General features: G+C 31.4%; 20 protein-coding genes. 2 read left to right on the top strand and 18 right to left on the bottom strand.

The genetic code is table 11. The features are described from left to right. Positions 1-80: 80 nt before the first annotated feature. The 18 genes from Q0921_RS10900 to Q0921_RS10815 form a co-directional block, all read right to left on the bottom strand. Positions 81-1,064, bottom strand: a complete 984-nt coding sequence (locus Q0921_RS10900) for a DJ-1/PfpI family protein (protein WP_299256676.1) — start codon at positions 1,062-1,064, stop codon at positions 81-83. A gap of 56 nt (positions 1,065-1,120) precedes the next feature. After that, positions 1,121-1,651, bottom strand: coding sequence for a CIA30 family protein (locus Q0921_RS10895; protein ID WP_299256674.1), 531 nt, complete (start codon positions 1,649-1,651; stop codon positions 1,121-1,123). Positions 1,652-1,684: 33 nt separating this feature from the next. Next, positions 1,685-1,852, bottom strand: coding sequence for a Lacal_2735 family protein (locus Q0921_RS10890; protein WP_299256672.1), 168 nt, complete (start codon positions 1,850-1,852; stop codon positions 1,685-1,687). A 154-nt stretch (positions 1,853-2,006) separates the two neighbouring features. After that, positions 2,007-2,510: an endonuclease V gene (locus tag Q0921_RS10885; RefSeq protein ID WP_299256670.1), complete on the bottom strand. Its 504-nt coding sequence runs from the start codon at positions 2,508-2,510 to the stop codon at positions 2,007-2,009. A 7-nt stretch (positions 2,511-2,517) separates the two neighbouring features. Next, positions 2,518-2,814 carry an ankyrin repeat domain-containing protein gene (locus Q0921_RS10880; RefSeq protein ID WP_299256668.1) on the bottom strand — a complete coding sequence of 99 codons (297 nt, stop codon included), beginning with the start codon at positions 2,812-2,814 and terminating at the stop codon, positions 2,518-2,520. A gap of 11 nt (positions 2,815-2,825) precedes the next feature. Further along, the gene (locus Q0921_RS10875; RefSeq protein ID WP_299256666.1) at positions 2,826-3,632 is read right to left on the bottom strand and encodes an arginase family protein; all 807 of its coding nucleotides are present in this window, start codon (positions 3,630-3,632) and stop codon (positions 2,826-2,828) included. A gap of 11 nt (positions 3,633-3,643) precedes the next feature. Continuing rightward, positions 3,644-5,284, bottom strand: a complete 1,641-nt coding sequence (locus tag Q0921_RS10870; RefSeq protein WP_299256664.1) for a M1 family metallopeptidase — start codon at positions 5,282-5,284, stop codon at positions 3,644-3,646. A gap of 11 nt (positions 5,285-5,295) precedes the next feature. Next, positions 5,296-6,234 (bottom strand): alpha/beta hydrolase-fold protein, encoded by a 939-nt coding sequence (locus Q0921_RS10865; protein WP_299256662.1) that lies wholly within the window; start codon positions 6,232-6,234, stop codon positions 5,296-5,298. A 44-nt stretch (positions 6,235-6,278) separates the two neighbouring features. Further along, a complete protein-coding gene (locus Q0921_RS10860) occupies positions 6,279-7,619 on the bottom strand; it encodes a M28 family peptidase (protein ID WP_299256660.1) in 1,341 nt (446 codons plus the stop codon). Positions 7,620-7,902: 283 nt separating this feature from the next. Continuing rightward, a complete protein-coding gene (locus tag Q0921_RS10855) occupies positions 7,903-8,430 on the bottom strand; it encodes a hypothetical protein (protein WP_299256658.1) in 528 nt (175 codons plus the stop codon). 144 nt (positions 8,431-8,574) lie between these two features. Continuing rightward, on the bottom strand, positions 8,575-8,874 hold the full coding sequence (locus Q0921_RS10850) for a hypothetical protein (RefSeq protein ID WP_299256656.1): 300 nt from the start codon (positions 8,872-8,874) through the stop codon (positions 8,575-8,577). Continuing rightward, the gene (locus Q0921_RS10845; RefSeq protein ID WP_299256654.1) at positions 8,871-9,545 is read right to left on the bottom strand and encodes a hypothetical protein; all 675 of its coding nucleotides are present in this window, start codon (positions 9,543-9,545) and stop codon (positions 8,871-8,873) included. The genes Q0921_RS10850 and Q0921_RS10845 overlap by 4 nt, the downstream gene beginning before the upstream one ends. Then, positions 9,545-10,768, bottom strand: coding sequence for a PAAR-like protein (locus Q0921_RS10840; protein ID WP_299256652.1), 1,224 nt, complete (start codon positions 10,766-10,768; stop codon positions 9,545-9,547). The genes Q0921_RS10845 and Q0921_RS10840 overlap by 1 nt, the downstream gene beginning before the upstream one ends. After that, a complete protein-coding gene (locus Q0921_RS10835) occupies positions 10,765-11,712 on the bottom strand; it encodes a hypothetical protein (protein WP_299256650.1) in 948 nt (315 codons plus the stop codon). Before Q0921_RS10835 ends, Q0921_RS10840 begins: the two co-directional genes overlap by 4 nt. Before the next feature lie 16 nt (positions 11,713-11,728). Then, positions 11,729-13,510 (bottom strand): phage baseplate assembly protein V, encoded by a 1,782-nt coding sequence (locus tag Q0921_RS10830; protein ID WP_299256648.1) that lies wholly within the window; start codon positions 13,508-13,510, stop codon positions 11,729-11,731. Positions 13,511-13,697: 187 nt separating this feature from the next. Beyond that, entirely contained in the window at positions 13,698-14,147 is a 450-nt protein-coding gene (locus Q0921_RS10825) for a GNAT family N-acetyltransferase (protein WP_299256646.1), read from the bottom strand. Between the two features lie 95 nt (positions 14,148-14,242). Then, a complete protein-coding gene (locus tag Q0921_RS10820) occupies positions 14,243-15,466 on the bottom strand; it encodes a tRNA modification GTPase (RefSeq protein ID WP_299256644.1) in 1,224 nt (407 codons plus the stop codon). A gap of 391 nt (positions 15,467-15,857) precedes the next feature. Further along, positions 15,858-17,039, bottom strand: coding sequence for a nuclear transport factor 2 family protein (locus Q0921_RS10815; protein ID WP_299256642.1), 1,182 nt, complete (start codon positions 17,037-17,039; stop codon positions 15,858-15,860). Between the two features lie 485 nt (positions 17,040-17,524). Here Q0921_RS10815 and Q0921_RS10810 point away from each other — a divergent pair, with 485 nt between their 5' ends. Beyond that, on the top strand, positions 17,525-18,274 hold the full coding sequence (locus Q0921_RS10810) for a hypothetical protein (protein ID WP_299256640.1): 750 nt from the start codon (positions 17,525-17,527) through the stop codon (positions 18,272-18,274). Between the two features lie 4 nt (positions 18,275-18,278). Beyond that, positions 18,279-21,047 (top strand): carboxypeptidase-like regulatory domain-containing protein, encoded by a 2,769-nt coding sequence (locus Q0921_RS10805; RefSeq protein WP_299256638.1) that lies wholly within the window; start codon positions 18,279-18,281, stop codon positions 21,045-21,047. Positions 21,048-21,053: the final 6 nt, after the last annotated feature.

Genomic DNA, 21,053 nt, shown 5'->3' with positions numbered 1-21,053 from the left:
TATTTAGAGATTGATATTTGGTAAAATTAGTAACTCTTTGGTCTACTCAAAAGGACAACAATGCGAAGGATCGGGACATTTTATAACAAAGATTTTGCATCTTTTGGTAATATGTCTTTGTGTTTTTTTAGAAGATTTCTTAGTTGATTTGTGCTTTTTAAACCACATTGGTCAGAGACATAATCTACCTTGTTTCCTTCTGCTAATAATTGTATAGCTCTATCAACTCGAAGCTTTTCTATATAATTTCCGATAGTTATTCCTGTGGCTTTTTTAAATAAACGAGTTAGGTTTCTGGGACTCATAAAAACTTTATCCGCAATGTCTTGTAGAACAAAAGAGTAATCAATGTGCTTAATCATATAATCCTGAGCATCATGGATTCTGGTATCTAGATGATTTTTGTATTGAAGAAAAATGCTTAGTTGTGGATCAGATTCACTTCTTCTAAAGTAAATAACTACTTCTTTAGCTACATCTGCGGCCAGTTTTGACCCAAATTCAGTTTCCAAAATATACAAAGCCAGATCAATACCGGATGTTACACCAGCACTAGAGTATAAGCGTTCTTCTACTACAAATAAACGATTTTTAATCAGTTCAATTTCTGGATACTTTTTATTAAATTCTGAAAAGTATTTCCAATGTGTAGTACAAGTTTTTCCATTTAATATACCAGATGAAGCTACTAAAAAAGTTCCAGTACATATAGAACATATATTAGCCCCATTACTGTATTGATCTTTTAACCATTCAAAAAAAGGCTTGTTAGTTAAGCGAAATTGATCATTAGAAATCAAAGAAAATTCTATCCCGGGAACAAAGACGAAGTCTTCTTCTGATAGCTGAAATTTATGAAAAGGATTTAATTTAGTAAAGTGTAATCCAGCACTACTATTAATTTCTATATCGTTACTTATTGTTACAAAATGCAGTTCGATATCTGCTTTATACTCCTTTGCTTCATAAAAAATATGGGCAGGACCTATGATGTCTAATAAATGAACTTTTGGTGGTATTATGAAAAGAATTTTTTTGATAATCTTGGATGAATTAAATTTCATCAATAAATATACTATTTATATCATCAGTTCTTTATTCCGTAATTTATTTTGAACGTTTATTTCAATTCTATTTTATCGATTTCTAATCTAAACTGCTCTGCTTTTTTATTACCTATAAGAAAGGCTATTTCTTGCATAGTTTCTGTTGGGTAATTCGCGAGATCTAACTTTCTACCTCTAAATGCTGGGTACATTTCTGATAATGAAACCTCGACAGTTTGCCAATCTCCAGTAGTTTTAAAATGAGCGATATAAGAATAACGATCAGAGCTATTGGTTTTTACTCTAAATTGATATTTTTTTTCATCTCCTTTTAGTCTTATTAGAACCTTGGTAAACCCCTTTACCTTTTTGGTTTCAAAACGATAACGTACAGACGAAAATCCGCCATTGTTTTCTAAAGAAACAGTTCCTTTAAAAATAGCATTGCCTTCATTGTTAATTTCAAAATCACTTTGGGATAGCCCGCCCATTACGCCATCGTTAACTACATTCCAATTGGATAAATCACTATCTGCATTAAAGTCAAAAATAATAAGGGATGATATCATTGTAAATAAATAGACACAAGACAATGCCGTTTTCATAATTTTATAAAAAATAGGTTTTACCAGTTACTCTTACTCCTGAAGTTGTTCTATCTTTTTTAATATTTCTTCAGCTTCAGCTTGTTTATCATCACTAGCTCGGCGATTTGTATGTGATAACTTATAAGATTCTTCCATTAAAGCTTTATACTTTTTCTGTAGTTGTTCTTTTTCCGATTTCTTTTTGAATAATGTAAACATAGGAAACGTTTTATTTTAAAGGTAGTACATAAGGCTTTAAACATATCAGAAAGTTATCTTAAATAATTTTTTTATAAGATCTCTGCGATGTAATGAACCTTTAATAGAATTCGATAATTTGCTTTTGACTCTTAAAGATGTTTCGGTTTTCTGTTTACTTTTCTTTGGTTTTTGAGTCTAGAATTTGCAATAGTGCAGGCATTCTATATTCGCCATGCATCATTTGTATGTTATTTTTGGCTTCATCCAAATCTAATCCTACAGCTGTAATATATAATGGTTTTGTACTTTCTCCTCGAATTACTTCTTGTACGTACTTTTTATTATCGTAAAAACTAGACTTAGCCACACCAATTATAGGGATACTGTTATTCAATTTTTCATATAAATAACCCCCTAACCCTAATTTTTTATCATTATTAAGGTACACATATCCATCTACTATAATAAGTTCTACATTATTAAGATTAATATCTTTTAAAATAGCCTGGATACAAGGAAGTTCTCTTTTGTAAAATTCACCAGGTACATAAGGATCAATATCATTTACTTTTTTTATTATAATTTCGGAAGGAGTTTCATCTTGCCAATTATTAAAAACTATACAAACAGATTTTGCATATGTTTCGTAATATTGAACATCAAAGGCTAATTTCATTGACATGTCACGGTTTTAGATAAAGATTCAATAAATCTAAGGCTTCTTGATTTTGTTTCTCGGTTGCTATTGATAAAGCGGTGTCTCCGCTAAAACCTTCTTTAGCGTATACATCAGCACCGTTCTTGAGAAGAAATTTAGCAATATCCAGATGTTCAAACCTAAAACTCTCAATGAGTGGAGTAGTCATAGCTTCAGGATGTTGGTAATTAATATCTATTCCTGTTCTAACATAATATTTTACTAATTCTAAATCTCCGGTTTGTGATGCTAATAACATATCTTTCCAATTGCCTCCTGACATAAATTCGTATATTATTTCATTAACAATTTGATAATCTTACTAATGGGTTTTAATTCTGTAGTATTTGTTGTAATGGATTCTAAAACACTACTGCCAACGATAGAGAAATTTTCTTGTAATGCTTTTATACAAGCTTCTGATTCAGAAATAGTTACTCCATTTGGAACTTGATAATAAGTTTTGTTGTAGTCTTTAGGTTCCAAACAATCAAAATCAAAATGTAAGTAAAGATTCGAGATGTTTTTCGATTTTAAAATCTTCACTAAATCTATTATATCCGTCTTTTTTGGAGCATAAATTTCATCATTGTCAATTCTTATTTGTTCTGCGTCATCAATATCTCTTAAACCCACATAATGTATTTGTGAAGCTTCTATCGAAGAGAAGAGAAGCGGATTCATATGATTAACACCTTCTCCTAGCAACGTTCTTAATGGCATACCATGAAAATTACAACTTGGAGAATCACAAGGTTTATTGATATCTGCGTGTGCATCAAACCAAATGACACCAAGATTTGGGTATTTTTGATTGAGATAGGAGACAGGAACTATTTCTAACCCGCAATCCCCACCAATGATTTTGATTGTTTTTGGTCGTGTCTGATCAATACTTCTTTTTAGACGATTCAATTGATCATATATTGCATCATAGTTGTTAATATAATACTTCTTTTCTCCATTTTTTCCAGCTACTATTTTTGATAATGGAATGTGAATGAATTCTGGATCATTTAAATAGTCTAAAATAGCTTTAGCTCCATTTTCTATGCTTTTTCCAGTTCCAGATCCTTGCCATTGAGGAAAGTAGATTTTCATGTGCTCCGTTATTAAATAGCTTTAGCTTTTATATAGAAATTCGGGTCAATGCTGATTTCATTTGCATTTACTTTTAGTGTTTGCCATTTTGCATTAGGTTGTATCCATTGATCTTTTCCATCTATTTTTAAGCGTACAGGCATATCAAAATCTTCTACAATATCGATATATCGATATTTCAGCCCATTATCATCAAAACCGTATTCTAAAGTGGGGATTTTGGTATCTCTTAAATACTGATTAAAGAAAGCTTTTAGATCGATTTTGGTTTTCTCACTAAGAAAGTTTTCGATTTGCTTTGTAGTAACCGTTTGATGATAAAATTCTTTGTTTAAACCTCTTAAAATGGATCTCCACTTATCATCATCTTCTAATAGCTGGCGCAAGGTATGCAACATATTAGCTCCTTTATAGTACATATCGCTGGATCCTTCGTGATTTACATCATATTGTCCAATAATAGGTTTGTCATTGCTAATACCACGTCTAGTACCAATTACATATTCTGAAGAAGCTTCTTGACCATAATGGTAATCTAGGAATAGGTTTTCTGAGTACGCCGTGAAACTTTCGTGAATCCACATATCGGCGATATCTTTATACGTAATATTATTTGCAAACCATTCGTGACCTGATTCATGGATGATGATGAAATCAAATTTTAATCCCCATCCGGTACCAGATAGATCATTACCAAGATATCCATTTACATACTTATTTCCATAAGTAACAGAGCTTTGATGTTCCATTCCTAAATAAGGAACTTCAACTAGTTTAAAACTGTCTTCATAAAAAGGATATGGCCCGAACCAGTGTTCGAAGGCTTTCATCATTTTAGGAGCATCTTTAAATTGTTTTTTGGCAGCTTCGAGATTATCTTTTAATACATAATAATCCATATCCAAAATTCCTTTTTCGCCTTCATACTTTTCGCCAAAATGCACATAATCCCCAATATTGATATTAACGCCATAGTTATTGATAGGATTGCTTACAAACCAGTGATATGTTTTTGTGTCAGGAGAACGCTCCTCTACTTTACGAAGTCTACCGTTAGAAACATTCATTAAACCTTTTGGAATTGTAACGCTTATTAGCATACTATCAACTTCATCATACATATGATCTTTATTAGGCCACCATACACTGGCTCCCAAACCTTGACAGGAGGAAGCAACGAAATGTTTTCCATTACTGTCTTTTTTCCAAGAGATTCCTCCATCCCAGGGAGCACGCACAGCTTCTCGTGGATTACCACTATAATAAACCTCTATCGTATTGATATTCCCCTTCGTTTGTTTTTTATTAAGTGTTACAAAATGAGCATTTTCTTCTGAAGTTACTTTTAACTCTTTTCCGTCTTGTACAACTTTTTCTATAACCAAAGGAGGTTGTAAATCCACTTGTAAGACATTATGATTTTCCAATACTTTATAATGTATGGTGTTTTTTCCTTCTATGGTTTTCTTATCAGGATCTACAGATATGTCCAGATGGTTGTAAGTTAGATCCCACCACGCTCTTTCGGGCGTAATAGAACCTCTTAGCGTATCTTGCCTGGTAAATTGTTGTTGCTGATTAAAAAGAGATGTTTGTGAGAAAATTGGTGATAATCCACAAACAATACATACTGTGAAGAAAAATTTATTCATTTCCGCGTTATTTATTTCAATAAAAATTCAAGAGGAATATGTACTCGTTCATTCCAACTTTTTTCATCATGAGATGCACCTTCAAACTTTTTAGTAATCCAGTTTTCACCTTTGGTATATCCCTTATCTATCATCATTTGATCCACTTGCTTTTGATAAGGTTCATACTGAGCGTCTAGTGTTTCAGTTCCAAAATCAAAATATATTTTATGCGTCTTTGGAGCTGGAAGGGTAGCGGGTAATGTTTTTATATAGGCTTCTCCTAAAACCGGAACTGGCCAATGTGTAGATACACATCCGGCAGCACCAAATACTTCGGGATATTTGCAGATTGCATATAGTGATATTAAACCTCCCATAGAAGATCCCATTATAGAGGTGTTTTCGGCTCTAGTAGATACATTATATGTTTTGTCTATAAAGGGTTTTAGTTCTTCTACTAAGAATTTTAGGTATTCATCCGAGTACAAATCATCAAAACCAGTATTTTGCTTCAAAGCAGCTTTGACTTCTGCACTATTCGTCATTTCGGCTGGAGCTTCAGGCATATATTCCGAAAAACGTTTTTTTACCGTATTCCAAGGTGCCACAACAATTGTGTTTTTAATCTTACCGATTTTGATCAAACTATCTATAGTTTCATCAACACCCCAGTCTATACCTGTATAAGATGTTTTTGAATTAAAGACATTTTGACCGTCATGCATATACATTACATTGTATTTATCTTTAGAATTTTGGTTATAACCATCAGGGAGAAAAACTTCCACATTTCTTGGGATAACATGTTCTGATGTAAAGTTTTCATGAATGATGACTTTACCTTTTGTTTTTATAGATAACTTTTCTGCGATATCTAGTTGCGCAGGTAATTTTCTTTTGATAGGTTCTTGTTTGCAAGAAAAGAACAGTAGCAGTATTAATATGGATATAAATTTAATAAGTTTCATTTAGTGCGGTTAGATTAATCACGGTTCAAACAATAAGAATTTGGTTATTTTCTAAAAATTCCTGAAGGAAATACTACAGGACTTTCATGACCATTCTTCCCTACCGTCGCTATACCAAAGAAGTAATTATCAATAACAATACCGTTTAGTATAAAGTTATCTACATTACCTACAAAACGGCTATGATCCCAAGTAGGAGAAGTGGTATCTCTCCAGTAAATTTTATATCCCTTTATGTTTGGATCATTCGCTTTTTTCCATTTGAACTTAGCAGAGGGTTCTACAATTCCTCCAATTTTCACTTCGGTTGGAGCAAGGGGAGCCCAGGCAATACCGGCTAAATTGATAGAATTCACAGCCGTTAATTTTGCTGCGTAGTCAAAATCCACATGTTCGACCACATCTCCATATTTAATACCATTTTCTTCTCTAATATCCTGATGTTGTTGTGTGTAATTCTCGTGAGCTTCCATAATACGTATTCCTGCGAAACCAGCGTCATTAAAAGGACGATGATGTCCACCACGACCAAAACGATCTAAGCGATACACCATCATTGGATTCATCTCTGGCATATACGTTTTCGTAGTTTTATGAATGTACCGCGCTAATTGACGCGAAATTCCGTCAACTTCACCACCATAAAAACGTCTCCTTTCTACCGTTTTTTTATCATCAGTAAGATTGGTAGGTTCGGAGAAAATCCTAAAGGTTCTGTTATCAATTACTCCATCTACTCCTTTGATGTTACCAATCATATCATTATTCATGATTCCGATGATGTCCCATTTTTTTTCTTTTGCATATTTAGCCAAGCCTTGGCCTCCAAATAGTCCTTGTTCTTCTCCAGATAACCCAACATAAATGATACTACTTTCAAACTTATATTTAGATAAAACCCTTGCTGCTTCAATAGCTCCTGCCATCCCAGTGGCATTATCGTTTGCTCCGGGAGCATCATCCGTAAAATTGGTTGGATCTGTTATACGCGAATCGATGTCACCGCTCATCATAATAAAACGGTTAGGGTATTTTGTGCCTCGCTGTATGGCAACAACATTTACTACCATAACATCTTTAACAATACGCTGATTAGTCCCTTTTTTCACCAAATCTTTTTGATAAAAAACTTCTAGACAATTACTACAATTTTTGGATATGTTATCTAACTCTGATTTAATCCACCTTCTTGCTGCACCAATCCCTCTAGTTTCAGAAACTGTATCACTTAGGGTATGTCTGGTTCCAAATCCAGCTAGTTTTTTTATATCTGCTTCAATTCTTTCTGAAGAAACAGCGTCAATTATATCGTATATTCTTTGATCGGTTTGTGCAGTTAAAATGATTGTAAATAAAAAGAGTGTTGAGGTAAGAATGATTTTCATTTGTGTTAATTTTGATCGCCTAATTTAAGTAAAAGCAATCATTGGATACTACTCCTTAACAAATTTATAAGACCAAGTACTATTCCTATCTTTCAACAAAAAATTCTTAGATATACTACATATACCATTACTGGAAGGATAAGGTCTATGAGTTTAAAACTAAAGTTAAGGCTATCTGTGGATATGGAAATTAATAAAATCACTAAAAATACCTTCCTGATTTTTATCCCTACTAATAATTTTTTAAATATTTTTTTTATTCAATATATTTTAGATAAATAACCTATTCGTAATACGTTATAGTACTATTTTTCTGTTCTATTTTTTGCTTAAAAAAAATACCTCGAATTAAGAAAATAATAAATAATGATAATGCACTTATTTTTATCAATTTAATATATTTTACTTCTCTTATATCTTCTTTATTCGATACATAAATAGCTTTTTTTCTATCATTGCAATTCCCGTTTTTATAATAAATAATATTGATAACTTCTCCTTCTTTTTTTGTGGTTCCTATAAATAAAAGATAGGGTGTGTCTACTACACTTTTAATCCAGCAGGATTTATCTTTGTTCAAATATTTGATGCCTAGGGCTACCTTATTTGGTGTACTCTTAAATCCATATATTTCGCTTATCGAATTAATTGTTGCTGTTGTAAATTTATATGAAAGAGAGTCTTTTAATTTTTTATTCTTTAAAAAAGACGATAATGATGGTTCTTTATATGGTTTAATAACAAACAACACATCTTTATACAAAAAAAACGTGGCCAATAAAATACTAAACGCTAATATCCCCTTTTTCATTTATAACTTTCTTGCATATACTTACTTGTACTCTAAATATTATGCGCTATATCTTCTATAATAGTTTATATGGCATTATTAATAACTCTATCAAATAAAGAATAAATGAGAATCAAAGTCACATTTTTAATTTATCATTCCAATCTATTTACCAGTGGTTAATTCAGGACATTCACTTTGTAACATTGTCATATATATTAATTTAAAATAAAATGGATGTACCTCATTTTTTTCATTAAATACAGGAAAGCCTTGTTCTTGATACTCCTTTTTTAATGCTTCTTTATTAGCTGTAATAACTTTAGTAGTACAAAATTTAGGATCTTTAGCGGGATCATTCTCAATACATTGACAAGCTTGCTTAGCTACCGTGGTAGTGATAGATTCTGAACAACTGGTCATAAAAAAAGTCAAACTTAAAATGAGTAATTGTATGTTTTTCATGATTTTAATAGTTGAATTATTAAATAAATACAAAAAAGACTCATAAATAAAGGTGTAAAAATTATTAAAAAACCTTCTAACTGTCTTTTTTTTGCAATAAACTCGTGTACACTTTGTAGATATGTAGCTTCTAGACTATGTTGGTCTTTTATAAACCTAAAAACCTTTATAGTGCTTATTTTCTTCTTTTCATTATAGTTATATTTTTTATGTATATTTTCAGTGTTCATAAAAACAGTGATCATTCTGTTTTTCCAACTAGATATGATATCATATACAGGCTGATGACCTATAGAACTAATTGTGATATACTTAGAAAGTTCTTTGTTAAAAAAAGTAATATAATATTCGTCAATATTTGCACCCAAACCATAATAGTTAAACACTTTTTTCTGAACTTCGACGGTTTCAACTTTATCAATCCTTAGAGAGATTTCTTGCCAACTGGATATTTCTTTATTAACTAATTTAGTATAATATCTTTCAACGATAACCTTTAGATATATCACGTATGCTATTACTGGAGTTATAAGGTATAGGAGTTTAAGGCTAAAATTAAAACTATCAGAAAAGATCGAAATTACTACTAGTACTAGCAATAAACCACCAAATAAAACTCCATAACTATAACCTATTTTAACGAGTAAGCTAAGTTTACTATTTTTAAACATTAGGTAGGAGATTGTGCGGATATTGTTCCTTGTCCGTTTATTAAATCCATAGAAGCTGCAATTGCTAATTCTTTCCTAGCACTTTCTGTAAACCAGGTGGAAACAAATGGGAGAATAAGAGCGACTACCGAAAATGATTCAATTTTTTTTGCTGCGGCTAGTCTGTTTCCTGTTCTTACTGTTTCAGAATTACTAGCTCTTTCTATTTGTACTTGATCTTTAGTAAGGCTTGTTCTTCCATTTTTTTCTATTGCTCTTGCTATTTCAGGATTTGTTTTTTTGAGACTTCTAAGTGCTGCTCTTCTTTGGGAACGAGGCATTCTATATAATCTTTCATAAATAGGAAGGTTTTCTTTTGCAACCCCTCTTTCTGTTAATATTTTTCTTGCCTCTTCCCAATTTTGAAAACTAAATATATCTCTTACATTTTCAGGATCACTAGGGTCTATAGTTTCTGGATCACTAATCCATTCTGGAACATAACTAAGACCTTCTACTTCATTCAAATTTTCATAACTTTCATTACCGTCTAAAGAAATTGATCGAATGATATCTTTTTCTGCTGTAGTTGCGAGTGAGATCAGTGGTGTACCTATAGCGGTAGTTAAAAACATTTTACCTACTGCTCCCCAACCTGCAGCACCAGCTGAAACCAAACCAAAACCAAACAAAAATGAAATTGCCATATTAGCACCAACCTCAACAGAGTTCCCAAAGGCAATTTCTTCGGCGGCCTTCTGTGCAAGACTAGGATCGAGAATTGGTTGCAGAATTCCTGATTTTCCACAAGTCATAATTGACATTTGGGTAACTGCCGGACTTTGGTCTAATTTTACAGTACTATGTTGCAAAGACCAAGCTCCAGCTTCTAGATTAGGAGTACAAGTATGTGATACCTTTGCAACGACATACGTTACTGCGCCAGCAGCCATAACGGCAGCTCCAACGGCTATAACAGCCCAACCTATTGGTCCTGATAAGATCAAAGCAGCTCCCAATAATAAGCCAGCTCCAAAAGCAAAAAGCGAACCTGCTAAATTCATAGGGATTTTACAAGCAAAAGCTACTTGTATATTTTTATCCGCTATAGTTAATAATGGTTCTTTCTTACTTTTATACATTACAGTAACGGCACTTCTAGTTACTATTAGTTCACTAGGAGCTGGGCTAGTTTGATATGTACAAACAACTGGTGTTTTATTAGGAATATATTTTGCACTCATATCTTTACCTGTTTAAGATTAAACTCTGTTATAAATTCATAGTTATTCTTAATTTGTTCAGAAAAAACAGCTTTTCCTTCAGTTATATAGCCTGTTTTCTTATCTATACGATAAGATTGTCTATATATGTAATTATATTCTGTAAAGTTGTACTGTATCATTGGTTTGTAAAACAAATTATACTGTCTTATGAGCTCCTCATTGTCTAATGTATCTCTAATTAGTGTTCCTACTTTTCTTTTATAAATAAAATCATTATCCTCTTTAATTGTAGTCTCTGAGATCTCCAATTTAACTTTTACTTTTTGAAATATCTGTGATATAAATGTCAAAGTAGTTACTTTTGTTTTATGATCTAAGTCTATTAGATAAGAATCAAGTAAAATATTATAAAAGACATTTTTATCTAATGTTTTTATGAGGTTTTTTTCATTTTTAAATTCAATATCTCCATTGTCAATAATATCCTTTGCGGCATTTTTATTAGCTTTTTTTAATTCCTGAAAAAAATCGGTGTCAGGCAATACTTTGGTTTTAAAATTGATCCAAGATTCTGATAAGTTATTTAGATTAAGAATTTGTTTTATTTTTCCATTCTCGTTTAATTGCAACGAAATATTTTCTTTCCAATATTCTAAATCTCGAAATGCATCCATTGCAATTTCAAAGTGCTTGGGTTCTGAACTATAAACATAATCTTCTAGAACAGAATTAAACACAATGTTTTTTTCTTTTTTCAGAAACTCTACGAGATATTCTTTTTTTATGTTTGCGTGGAAAATTATTGATTTATCACTGTGTGTACTATTTGTTTGTTCGCAACGATAACGTATTTTATTTGTTTTGTTTACTGGATTGAAAAAAGAATCATCATCAACTTGCACATTTCCCGAAGTTGTATCTTCTTCATCCAATAAAAAACTCAGTCTTTTTTTCTTAGACATTCCTTAACATTATTTTTTAATTAATATCAACATTAGAACCAATAATCTTTGCATTTCCATCCAGATAAACCTGGCTATTCTTAGAAATTACACTTATGTTATCGTTACCTGATAATCCTATAGTATCTCCGATTACAGTGATATTTTTACCTTTAAGTTCTATTGTTCCATCTTTTTTTAAGATCAAAGAACTTTCACCAACAACGACTTGGAATATTTCTTTTGCTACAATGTCAATTTTTCCGTCTTTATCCATGACCAGCGTACTAGATTTATCACCAACATTAACTTCAAATTTTTCATTAGCTTGTGATATTAAAAGTCCATTTCCATCTAGTTTTATACCAGCTGTTCCTTGATCGGTTATTGTTGTAGACCCTTCTTTATCATCCAATACTAATTTAGTTCCACTTCTGGATTGAATTGCTTTAATATCATTAGCATCACTCTGGAACGCTCCTGGCTGTGCTGCGCCTGTGTATAAACTTCCCATTACATAAGGTCGTTCTGCATTACCCCCTTCGAAACCTATAAGGACTTCTTCTCCTTTTTCTGGTATGAAATGAAACCCCTTCTCACCACCAGCATGTGGGGAAACAACACGCAACCATGGTGTAAGTTCTCCATATGGTTTTTGCCAAGGAAACTGAACACGAATTCTACTCAATCCATCAGGATCAACATTTTCCATTACCGTCGCGATCTGCGTTTCGCTTTTAGGAAATGCCATCATATCTGTATTGGGATATACATCCAACTCTGCAGTAATTCCTTCGAATTCATTCTGGTACTTACCATTTTCTGAAGCAGAGTGAGTAACTTTGATGATTCTAAAGGAGCCATATCCCGTCATATCATCCTGTATTGTAACGACATCTCCCAAATTAACGCCAGGATTATCGCTTTTTCCCTTCACGATAACTTGGTTTACTACGGTAGCTTTTTTCTGTTGTATAACGTGATTATCTAGTCGTTGTTTTAATTTTGCATCATCATATGAGTTGATATAAACGGCGGTTTCTTTTGCAAATATAGCTTCACTTTTATCATTGGTAAACTGGTTAAATCCATTGACTCCGGTATCAACTTCTGCAGTTGATTTCTCGTGTTGCGCATCCGTTAAATAATCATTCGTAAAGTATTTATACTTGTTAGGTTTTGGAGCTAATTTTAGAGAAAATTCTTGTAAGTCGATCCCATAAGACAGGGGAACTGTATCGTATTCAGTTTTTCCAAAAACTAAAGAGCCTCCATTGTAATAAAACCATTCGCTATATTGCGCGGCAAGTCGAGTTGCATATTCATAGGAGCTTTCATTTTGCTGTACACTATAATGTAAAGCATCTGTTTTTGTAGGGTCAAAAGCTAGAGCTAACATGGAGGTATCATATCCTTGAAATGTCTTTTGTAAGATATCAGATAAGGGTATGTCATTATGAGATGCATAATGTGGGCCATCATCTGCTATTATAGAACTACTCTTACCAGAAATTACAACGCTATCACCAGTACTGTTTTGAAATCCCTTGGTGCTATTTACAGAAGTAACTATTCCTTTGAATGCTAGTTCTTTATATCCTCCTGCGAAACCTAAAGCTTTTATTTGTACTATAAAGGACTCTCCTAAAAAGTTTTTAGTTTGAGATACCATTTCTCCAGATAGTTGTTCTAAAACATCTGTTCTACAAACTAACTCAAAATCGTGATGTTCCGTTATTTTTTGTTTAAGAGAAAAAGTCTTGAACGATGTTATAGGTGTTCCTCCGATGTAAATATCCAATTTTGATTGAAGTGCCATAGGCTATGGTTGGTTTAAGGTTTTTCTTTTAGTGCTATGATGAGCGTATTTGTTACCTAAATAACGGCTTTTTCCCTTTATTATTCAGTATTTTCGATAAGCTGCTTTAATTTTCGTTTAATAACACATTGCTTTACTTTTACTTACAATATACGAGTATCTGTTTTTTATTTTGTATGCTTTGATGTTACATTTTACTCGTTTTACAAAGAATCAGTACTTTTTCATCATACTTACTTTCAGAATTACACCACTTTAGTTTTTGAGTTATTTTTTCAGGAATTTTTACATGCTCACAATTTTGAAATCCGAATTTTAAATAGAAATTCGATAAGTTTTCAAAGGGTAAACACCAGATGGTAGCTATACCGAATGAGTTTTCCTTACATAAATGTTGAACTATCTTTTCTGCAACTCCAAAACCTCTAAAGTTTGGAAATACGTAAATTCCTCCAAGCTCTATATTATTGTTGTCAATTTGCACTAATCTACCGAGTCCAGCATTTTTATTTTCTACTTGAGCAATAATGATATACTCGTTTTCATAATTGGATTTCACAAAACCTACTTCAGAATATTTTACATTTATCCAATTTATTTCATTTTTCTCGGCTTGTTTTATTCTTATTGTCTTCATTTTAGTTTCCCGTTCGTTTAACAATGCATAAAGTATGGAGCTATTATTAGTTCCTTATTTAAGCTCTTAATTATGAGCCATTGTTATGCGTTTTTTTAGAATAGCGAATATCCAAATATTAGTGATAATGTTTTATATTTTGAACTCCAAGATGTATAGGTTCCTAAAATTTCTCTATCGGTTTGATACCTTACCTCTAAACTATATTTATCATTTTGTTTATAACCAATTCCCAAAGCAAAGTTTCTTCTTGTTTTAATTTCTAATGAATCTAAATTTGAACCATCATTTCTGGCAAAATCAATTGATGATTTTGAATTAATATCAAGAACGTAAGAAGCATTTATAAAAATTTTGGAGTTATTATTTAAAAAGAAATAATGTCTTAAACTTAAAGGGACTTCAATAGAACTGTAATTGACATTTGCTATTAATACTCCTCCAGAAATATTATTTACGTTAGTTGTTTTTTCGGACTTGAAACTTTGATAAGTTGGCTCAACAGAAATAGCCCATTTGTTTTTATTAAAAGGGAGTATAAATTCCGCTTCTATTCCAAAACCAAAACCTATTTCATTATCGAAATCATTATTTCTAGAATTAGAAACGGAGTTTTGTATTGTTAATGAGGAACTATTTAAACGAGGTCTGATTGTCAAATTAAATAAATCTCTTTTTTGTTTTTCTTCAAAATTGACAGACTCTTGATTATTACAATTATTATATTCTATAAAAAAATTGACCAACTCATTTTTTTTATAGTCTAAATTTTCAATTTTACTCATTTTAAAGCTTGAACATTTCAGATCATTCCATAGCTGTTGTTTAAATCTATTGTTTTTCCCAATTTTATTCTCGTTGGTTTTATATCTTTTAAAGATTAATTGTTCAATATTAGAGTTGTCTTTATTATAAAAATACCTTTCTATATTACCGTCAACGTATTGATATAATGAAGACTTACCTCCAACTAATACTTTTAAAAAAAGCTCTTCTTCTTCAAATATAGGTCTTTTATTAAAATATATATTATTGATGTTATCACTAGACCTGTCAATATTTACAGTATTTCTTATGTATTTTGAAATATTATTAATACCAAATTCTTTAACTGATTTTATTGTTGCGTTTTTAGATTCACTATTTTCGGATAGTTTATATTCAAATTTATTTGGATTATTTCTCCAGTCAATATTCTTGATTAGACAATTAATTTTTTGATTTGTATTATTAATATAATATCCTTTTTCATAAGTAATTTGTGAATAGCAATTCAGGCTTAAAATTGTCATTAAAACAAATAAAAGTTGTTTTTTCATTATTGTGTTAATTTGTGAAATTTATTTAGTTGAGTTCAAATGACCCATAGTATTTAATATATGTGTCTTAGCTGTGCAAAATGTTACCCTGTTTTTCGATTTATTTTGCGTAGTGGTTGCTATTTTTTACTTTTAAAAGTATTATACCTTGCCAAAAAAAATACAAAGACAATTCGATTCTTTAAAATAGCTGCTATAATCACATATATAGAGTTGTATAACGTTTTTTATTTTTTAGAAAACCATTCAGATATTCTATCTGAGAAGTTTCTATGTTGGATCTTTATATTTAAATTCTGGAGAATATTTTTTAATGACTTGGACACGTGAGTTATACCCAAAACACTTAAAAAAGAAAAATCAAGCGCTTTTATAAAGTTGATTAATAGATCTATTGTAAGAAGGTTACTTTAGAAATTTTTCCGTTTTTTACTTCATAAATAGCTACAGCTTTAATTTCGTTGCCATTGATGAGAACTAGTTCTTCATCAATTACTTTATTACCGTGAACAATTCTGTTTTTTATTTTACAATGTAAATCTGGTGTTTTGTCAAAAAATGGAGCATACATACTTTTCATTTTTTCTTTACCTTCATAGGTCAGTTTATTCGGGTAGTTATATACTTGTACTTGATCAGAATAGGTAGCTAAAAAGCCCTCAATATTTCTAGCATTATAAGCATCTAATTGTTTTTGGACTACATATTCTGGAGAAACATCAGAAACCAATGCAAGCTTGTTGTCAATTTCATTGGTGGTAATTCTACTAATACTAGCGATCTCTTTATCAAGAAAAGTATGACCCATACTCCAATTTGTATCGGTTTTAGGATTAAACTTATAAATGATGTTATTTTTTGGCATGAGGATAGTTCCATTACTAAGCCAACACATATCTTCTGCCTCAGGAATGCTATTAATTATTTTTTTTGTTTCTCCAGTAATGGGGTTTAATGATTTTATTTCCCATTTTTCATCTTCTTTATTGATATAACTAATAAGCTCAGAATTAGGGATTTTATGTAGTGACCTGCCGATTTTTTTTTGGAATGTTTTGTTAGTGTTGTCAGTAATATTAGAAACTACCAATGATAATCCACCTTCTTCCAGTACTGAAGAGACGAGTATGTTTTTGTTAAACCAAATATGATAGCCAATTACAAGATCTTTGATTAATACTTTTGGACTTCCTGTTTTGTAGTCATATTGATACAATAATTGCTTTCCAGTAGTATCTAATCTAATAGCCGATATTGCTTTTTGATTAGGAACTTTAATTGGTGAATATTCACTGCCTTGTAATGTTTTAGAAATCCAATCGATTTTGTCATCTATTATATTGTATTTCGCAATATCGGTCTGTCCATTTCTGGTAGCAGCAAATAATACGATATTATCATTGTAGAATGATGGTTGATTATCATAACCATCATTATTAGAAATGTTTCTTTGATTTTTTAATTCTAAAACATTTTCATTGATAGAGATATCAAATAAATAAATTTCAGTGTTTGATTGCGCTGATAATATAAAAACGTTTATCAGAGTTAGTAGTATGAAGCAGTTTCGCATACTTTTTGTTTTCTAAAATACACTGAAATATCAAGGATTTTCTTAAGTATTTGTTAAGAGTTATAAGGACTACAATAATCAACCTTGGAAACAATCCTAACTTGTCGGTTTCTGATAATTATAGATATTCTTAATAAGGCCACTTCGGCTACGGTTAGTGATATTTAGTACCATCAGATTTAAAATTTTTCTACTTTTTTAACTGTAATTATAGGGTTCTATCCATCGGTTTAGTGAATAGGGTCAAAAAAGAAGCATTCTTCTGTTAATTTTTTGTTTTTAATCTTTTCTTAACACTTATTGAAAATTTAATATTCATTATTTACTTAAATTAGACGCCTTTAAGAAACTATAGGGGATAGTTTTTAAATCTTTAATTAATTTATCGATTGACTTAGATATCCTTAAGGTACGTTTTTTTGTCCTTAAGCTTTATTACATAGGAGTTAAGCGTTCGTTATTTTATATCACAGATCAGTATAAATATGGGGAAAACTACTAAAAACACAATTGTTTTTTTATTCTTACCGTTTATTTTTTTTAGTCAAGTTAAAGAAAAGGAAAACCTTTATTACAATTGGTTTGATCAGGTTGTAGGGCAAGAACATACTGGATTATATAATGGAAAACAGTATGTGAATCTTGATGTTAATCGTATATATAAAGGAAAGCATTCATTCTTCCTAAGTGATGATGCTGTAACAGGATCTATTTCATATGATGGTCAGGTTTATTATAATGTAGATATGAAGTACAATCTTGAAACAGATAACGTTTTAGTAGCACTAAAGCCTGGTGCAGTAGCTTCCATTTTAGAATTGATACGTGATAAAGTAGATCGGTTTACTATCGAAGATTATTCATTTATAAGAATCGATGGATTTGAGGAGAATAATACTTTAGTAAATGGTTTCCACCAAGTGTTACTAGAGAATGCTTCATATTCTTTGTTAAAGAGACATAAAAAAATAAGAAGGAAAAAGATCGGAAATGTGGGAGATAACAAGCTGTATTTTGAATTTGTAAGTAAGAATGCGTTTGTATTGTTTGCTGATGGTCATTACAGACGCATTAAATCCAAAGGAGATATCATGAAGATGTATCCTGCTTTAAAAAAGGTAATTAATCAGTTTTATATTAAAAATAAAACGCTTAAAAAATCAAACCCAGATGGATTTATGCAACGATTATTCAAAAACATTATTAAAGAGTCATCACCACTAAAAGTAGTATAGTATTATGAGAAAATGTTTTATTTTATTTTTTTCGTTGCTAGTTTTCAATGGCTGGACTCAGCAAAACGATCCTTTATTAACTCTTTCTTTTGAAAATACTGATTTAATTTCTGTTTTAAATCAGATAGAGGAGAAAACTGATTATCATTTCTATTTTATTGATTCCTGGTTAACCGATTATAAGGGTATGTCAGGTAACTACGAAAATGTGTCTATGACTAAAGTTTTAGAAGAACTTTTCGGAAATACCATTGTTAACTTTTATATAATGGAGAATAACAAGGTAATTCTTGCTAAAAACAGTATTATATATGACACCTTACCTGATCGGTTTTTTGGCGAATATGAGAAAGATTCTGTTGAAATAGAAAAGGAAACCGCCAAAATAATTTCTCCTGTTTTTACATCAACTAAGAAAGCATTCAAGAATAGTAAAATAGAAACAATTACTATCGGTAGAGCACTTAGAGGTAATTCAAGGGAGAAGTTTAAGTTTTATGGTACCCTCATGAATATCCAAACTGGAAAGCCGTTACCTAATGCTATTATTGTAGTTAATGGGAATGATGTAGGAGCTGATACTAATGCCGAAGGATATTTTGAAACAGAACTAACTGTTGGATCAAATATCGTAGAGATTAGTGCTATAGGAATGGAGCGTTTTAAAAAGCGAGTGGTCATATATAATGATGGTAGATATGATATAGAGCTCAATGAGAAAATAGAGTTTTTGGATGAAGTTATTTTAAATGCAGAGGTTAATGATAATGTAAGTGAGGTAGTTACAAAAACTAAAATCGACGTAAAGGAGTCTAAGAATATTCCTTTGGCACTGGGAGAGCGAGATGTACTTAAAGTGGCAACAACCTTACCAGGTATTACTACTGCGGGAGAAGGAGCATCTGGTTATAATGTTAGAGGAGGAAAATCTGATCAGAACTTGATACTTCTAGATGATGCTGTTATATACAATCCTCAACACTTTTTTGGAATTTTTTCTGCCTTAAATCCATTTGCGTTAGGAGATGTTAGCATATATAAAAATAATATTCCAGCACAATTTGGAGGTAGGTTATCATCCGTTTTTGATTTAACCACCAAGGATGCTAGTGTTACAGAGTTTAAGGGAGAGGCTTCTGTAGGGCCGGTTACAGGAAACGTGCTCATAGAAACGCCAATTGTTAAAGATAAGGCGGGAATAATGGTAGGAGGAAGAGGAGCGTATGCCAATTGGGTTTTACGTTCTCTAGATGAAGAGTCTCTTAATGATAGCGAGGCCTCATTTTATGATGTGGTGGCAAAGTATAACCATCAGATTACAGAAAGATCAAAAGTAGAAGCCACAGCGTATCTAAGTAGAGATGATTTTAGTATTACTTCGGATTCATTATATGTATACAATAACAGAGCGTTTTCTTTAAGATGGAACTACCGTTTTAATGAGAAAAACACAGGGAAATTGGCTTTATCAAATAGCCAATATAAATTTGCTATAGAGTTTGATGGCCAATCAAATGATGATTTTGATTTGGGATATCGTATAGATGAAACCGAATTAAAACTTCAGTTTAAATATTTATATAGTAGTAAGCTTAAATTTGATTACGGTGTTTCTAGTAAATTATATGGTGTAAATCCAGGTAGCATTGATCCCAAAGGAGAGGAATCTATTGTAACTCCATTTGAGATCGAAAGAGAACGAGCGCTAGAATCGGCAGTTTTTTTAGCAACAGAAATAGATCTCACCAAAAACTTAACTATAGATGCAGGTATAAGATATTCTATATATAATTTTCTAGGAGAAGGAACGCAAAATGTATATCAAGAAGGAGCACCAAGAAGCGAAGATACAAGAGAGGAAACTTTATCATTTGATAAGAATGAGGTTATAGAAACATATGGCGGTCCAGAATTTAGAATATCAGGGCGGTATTTAATTGGAGAAGATTTTTCGGTAAAGGCATCTTACAATAAAACTTTTCAATTCATCCATACTCTATCTAATAACACTACGATTTCGCCAATCGATACTTGGAAACTTTCTGATCTTAATATAGAACCCCAGAGCTCGCAACAATATGCTTTAGGAGGGTATAAAAATTTTGATGGCGGTGCATATGAACTCAGTTTGGAAGGGTTTTATAAGGAATCTAAAAATATAGTTGATTTTAAAACCGGAGCAGAAATATTACTCAATGAGAACATTGAAACCGAAGTATTACAAGGAAATGGAAGATCATATGGCGTAGAAGTTTTACTCAAGAAACAAAAAGGAAGGCTTTATGGTTGGTTAGGATACACGTATTCTCGTTCTTTAATTCAATTAGATAGCGAGTTTAGAGAGGAACGAGTTAATGGTGGAGCGTTTTTTCCTTCTAACTTTGATAAGCCACATGATTTTAGTTTAGTCGCTAATTATAAATTTACTAAACGTTTTAGTTTGGCAACTAATTTTGTTTATCAAACAGGTCGTCCAGTAACTTTTCCTGTTGGTAGTTTTACTTTTAATGGATCAGATTTCACCGTTTTTAGTGATCGGAATAGGTTTAGAATTCCAGATTTTTATCGATTAGATATTGGATTTAATATAGAAGGGAATCATAAGAAAAATAAAGTAGGACATAGTTTTTGGACCATATCAATTTATAATGTTTTAGGTCGAAACAATCCGTTCTCTGTGTTTTTTGTTACAGAAGATGGAGAAGTCAAAGCATTGCAGACTTCTATTTTTTCTGTACCCGTACCTTCTATTACTTATAATTTTAAATTTTAAATACGT

The sequence above is a fragment of the uncultured Aquimarina sp. genome (assembly GCF_947496855.1).
In the GTDB taxonomy this organism is placed as follows: domain Bacteria; phylum Bacteroidota; class Bacteroidia; order Flavobacteriales; family Flavobacteriaceae; genus Aquimarina.
The sequence above is the reverse complement of the archived record's forward strand: the minus strand, read 5'-3'. Positions and strand labels throughout refer to the sequence as shown.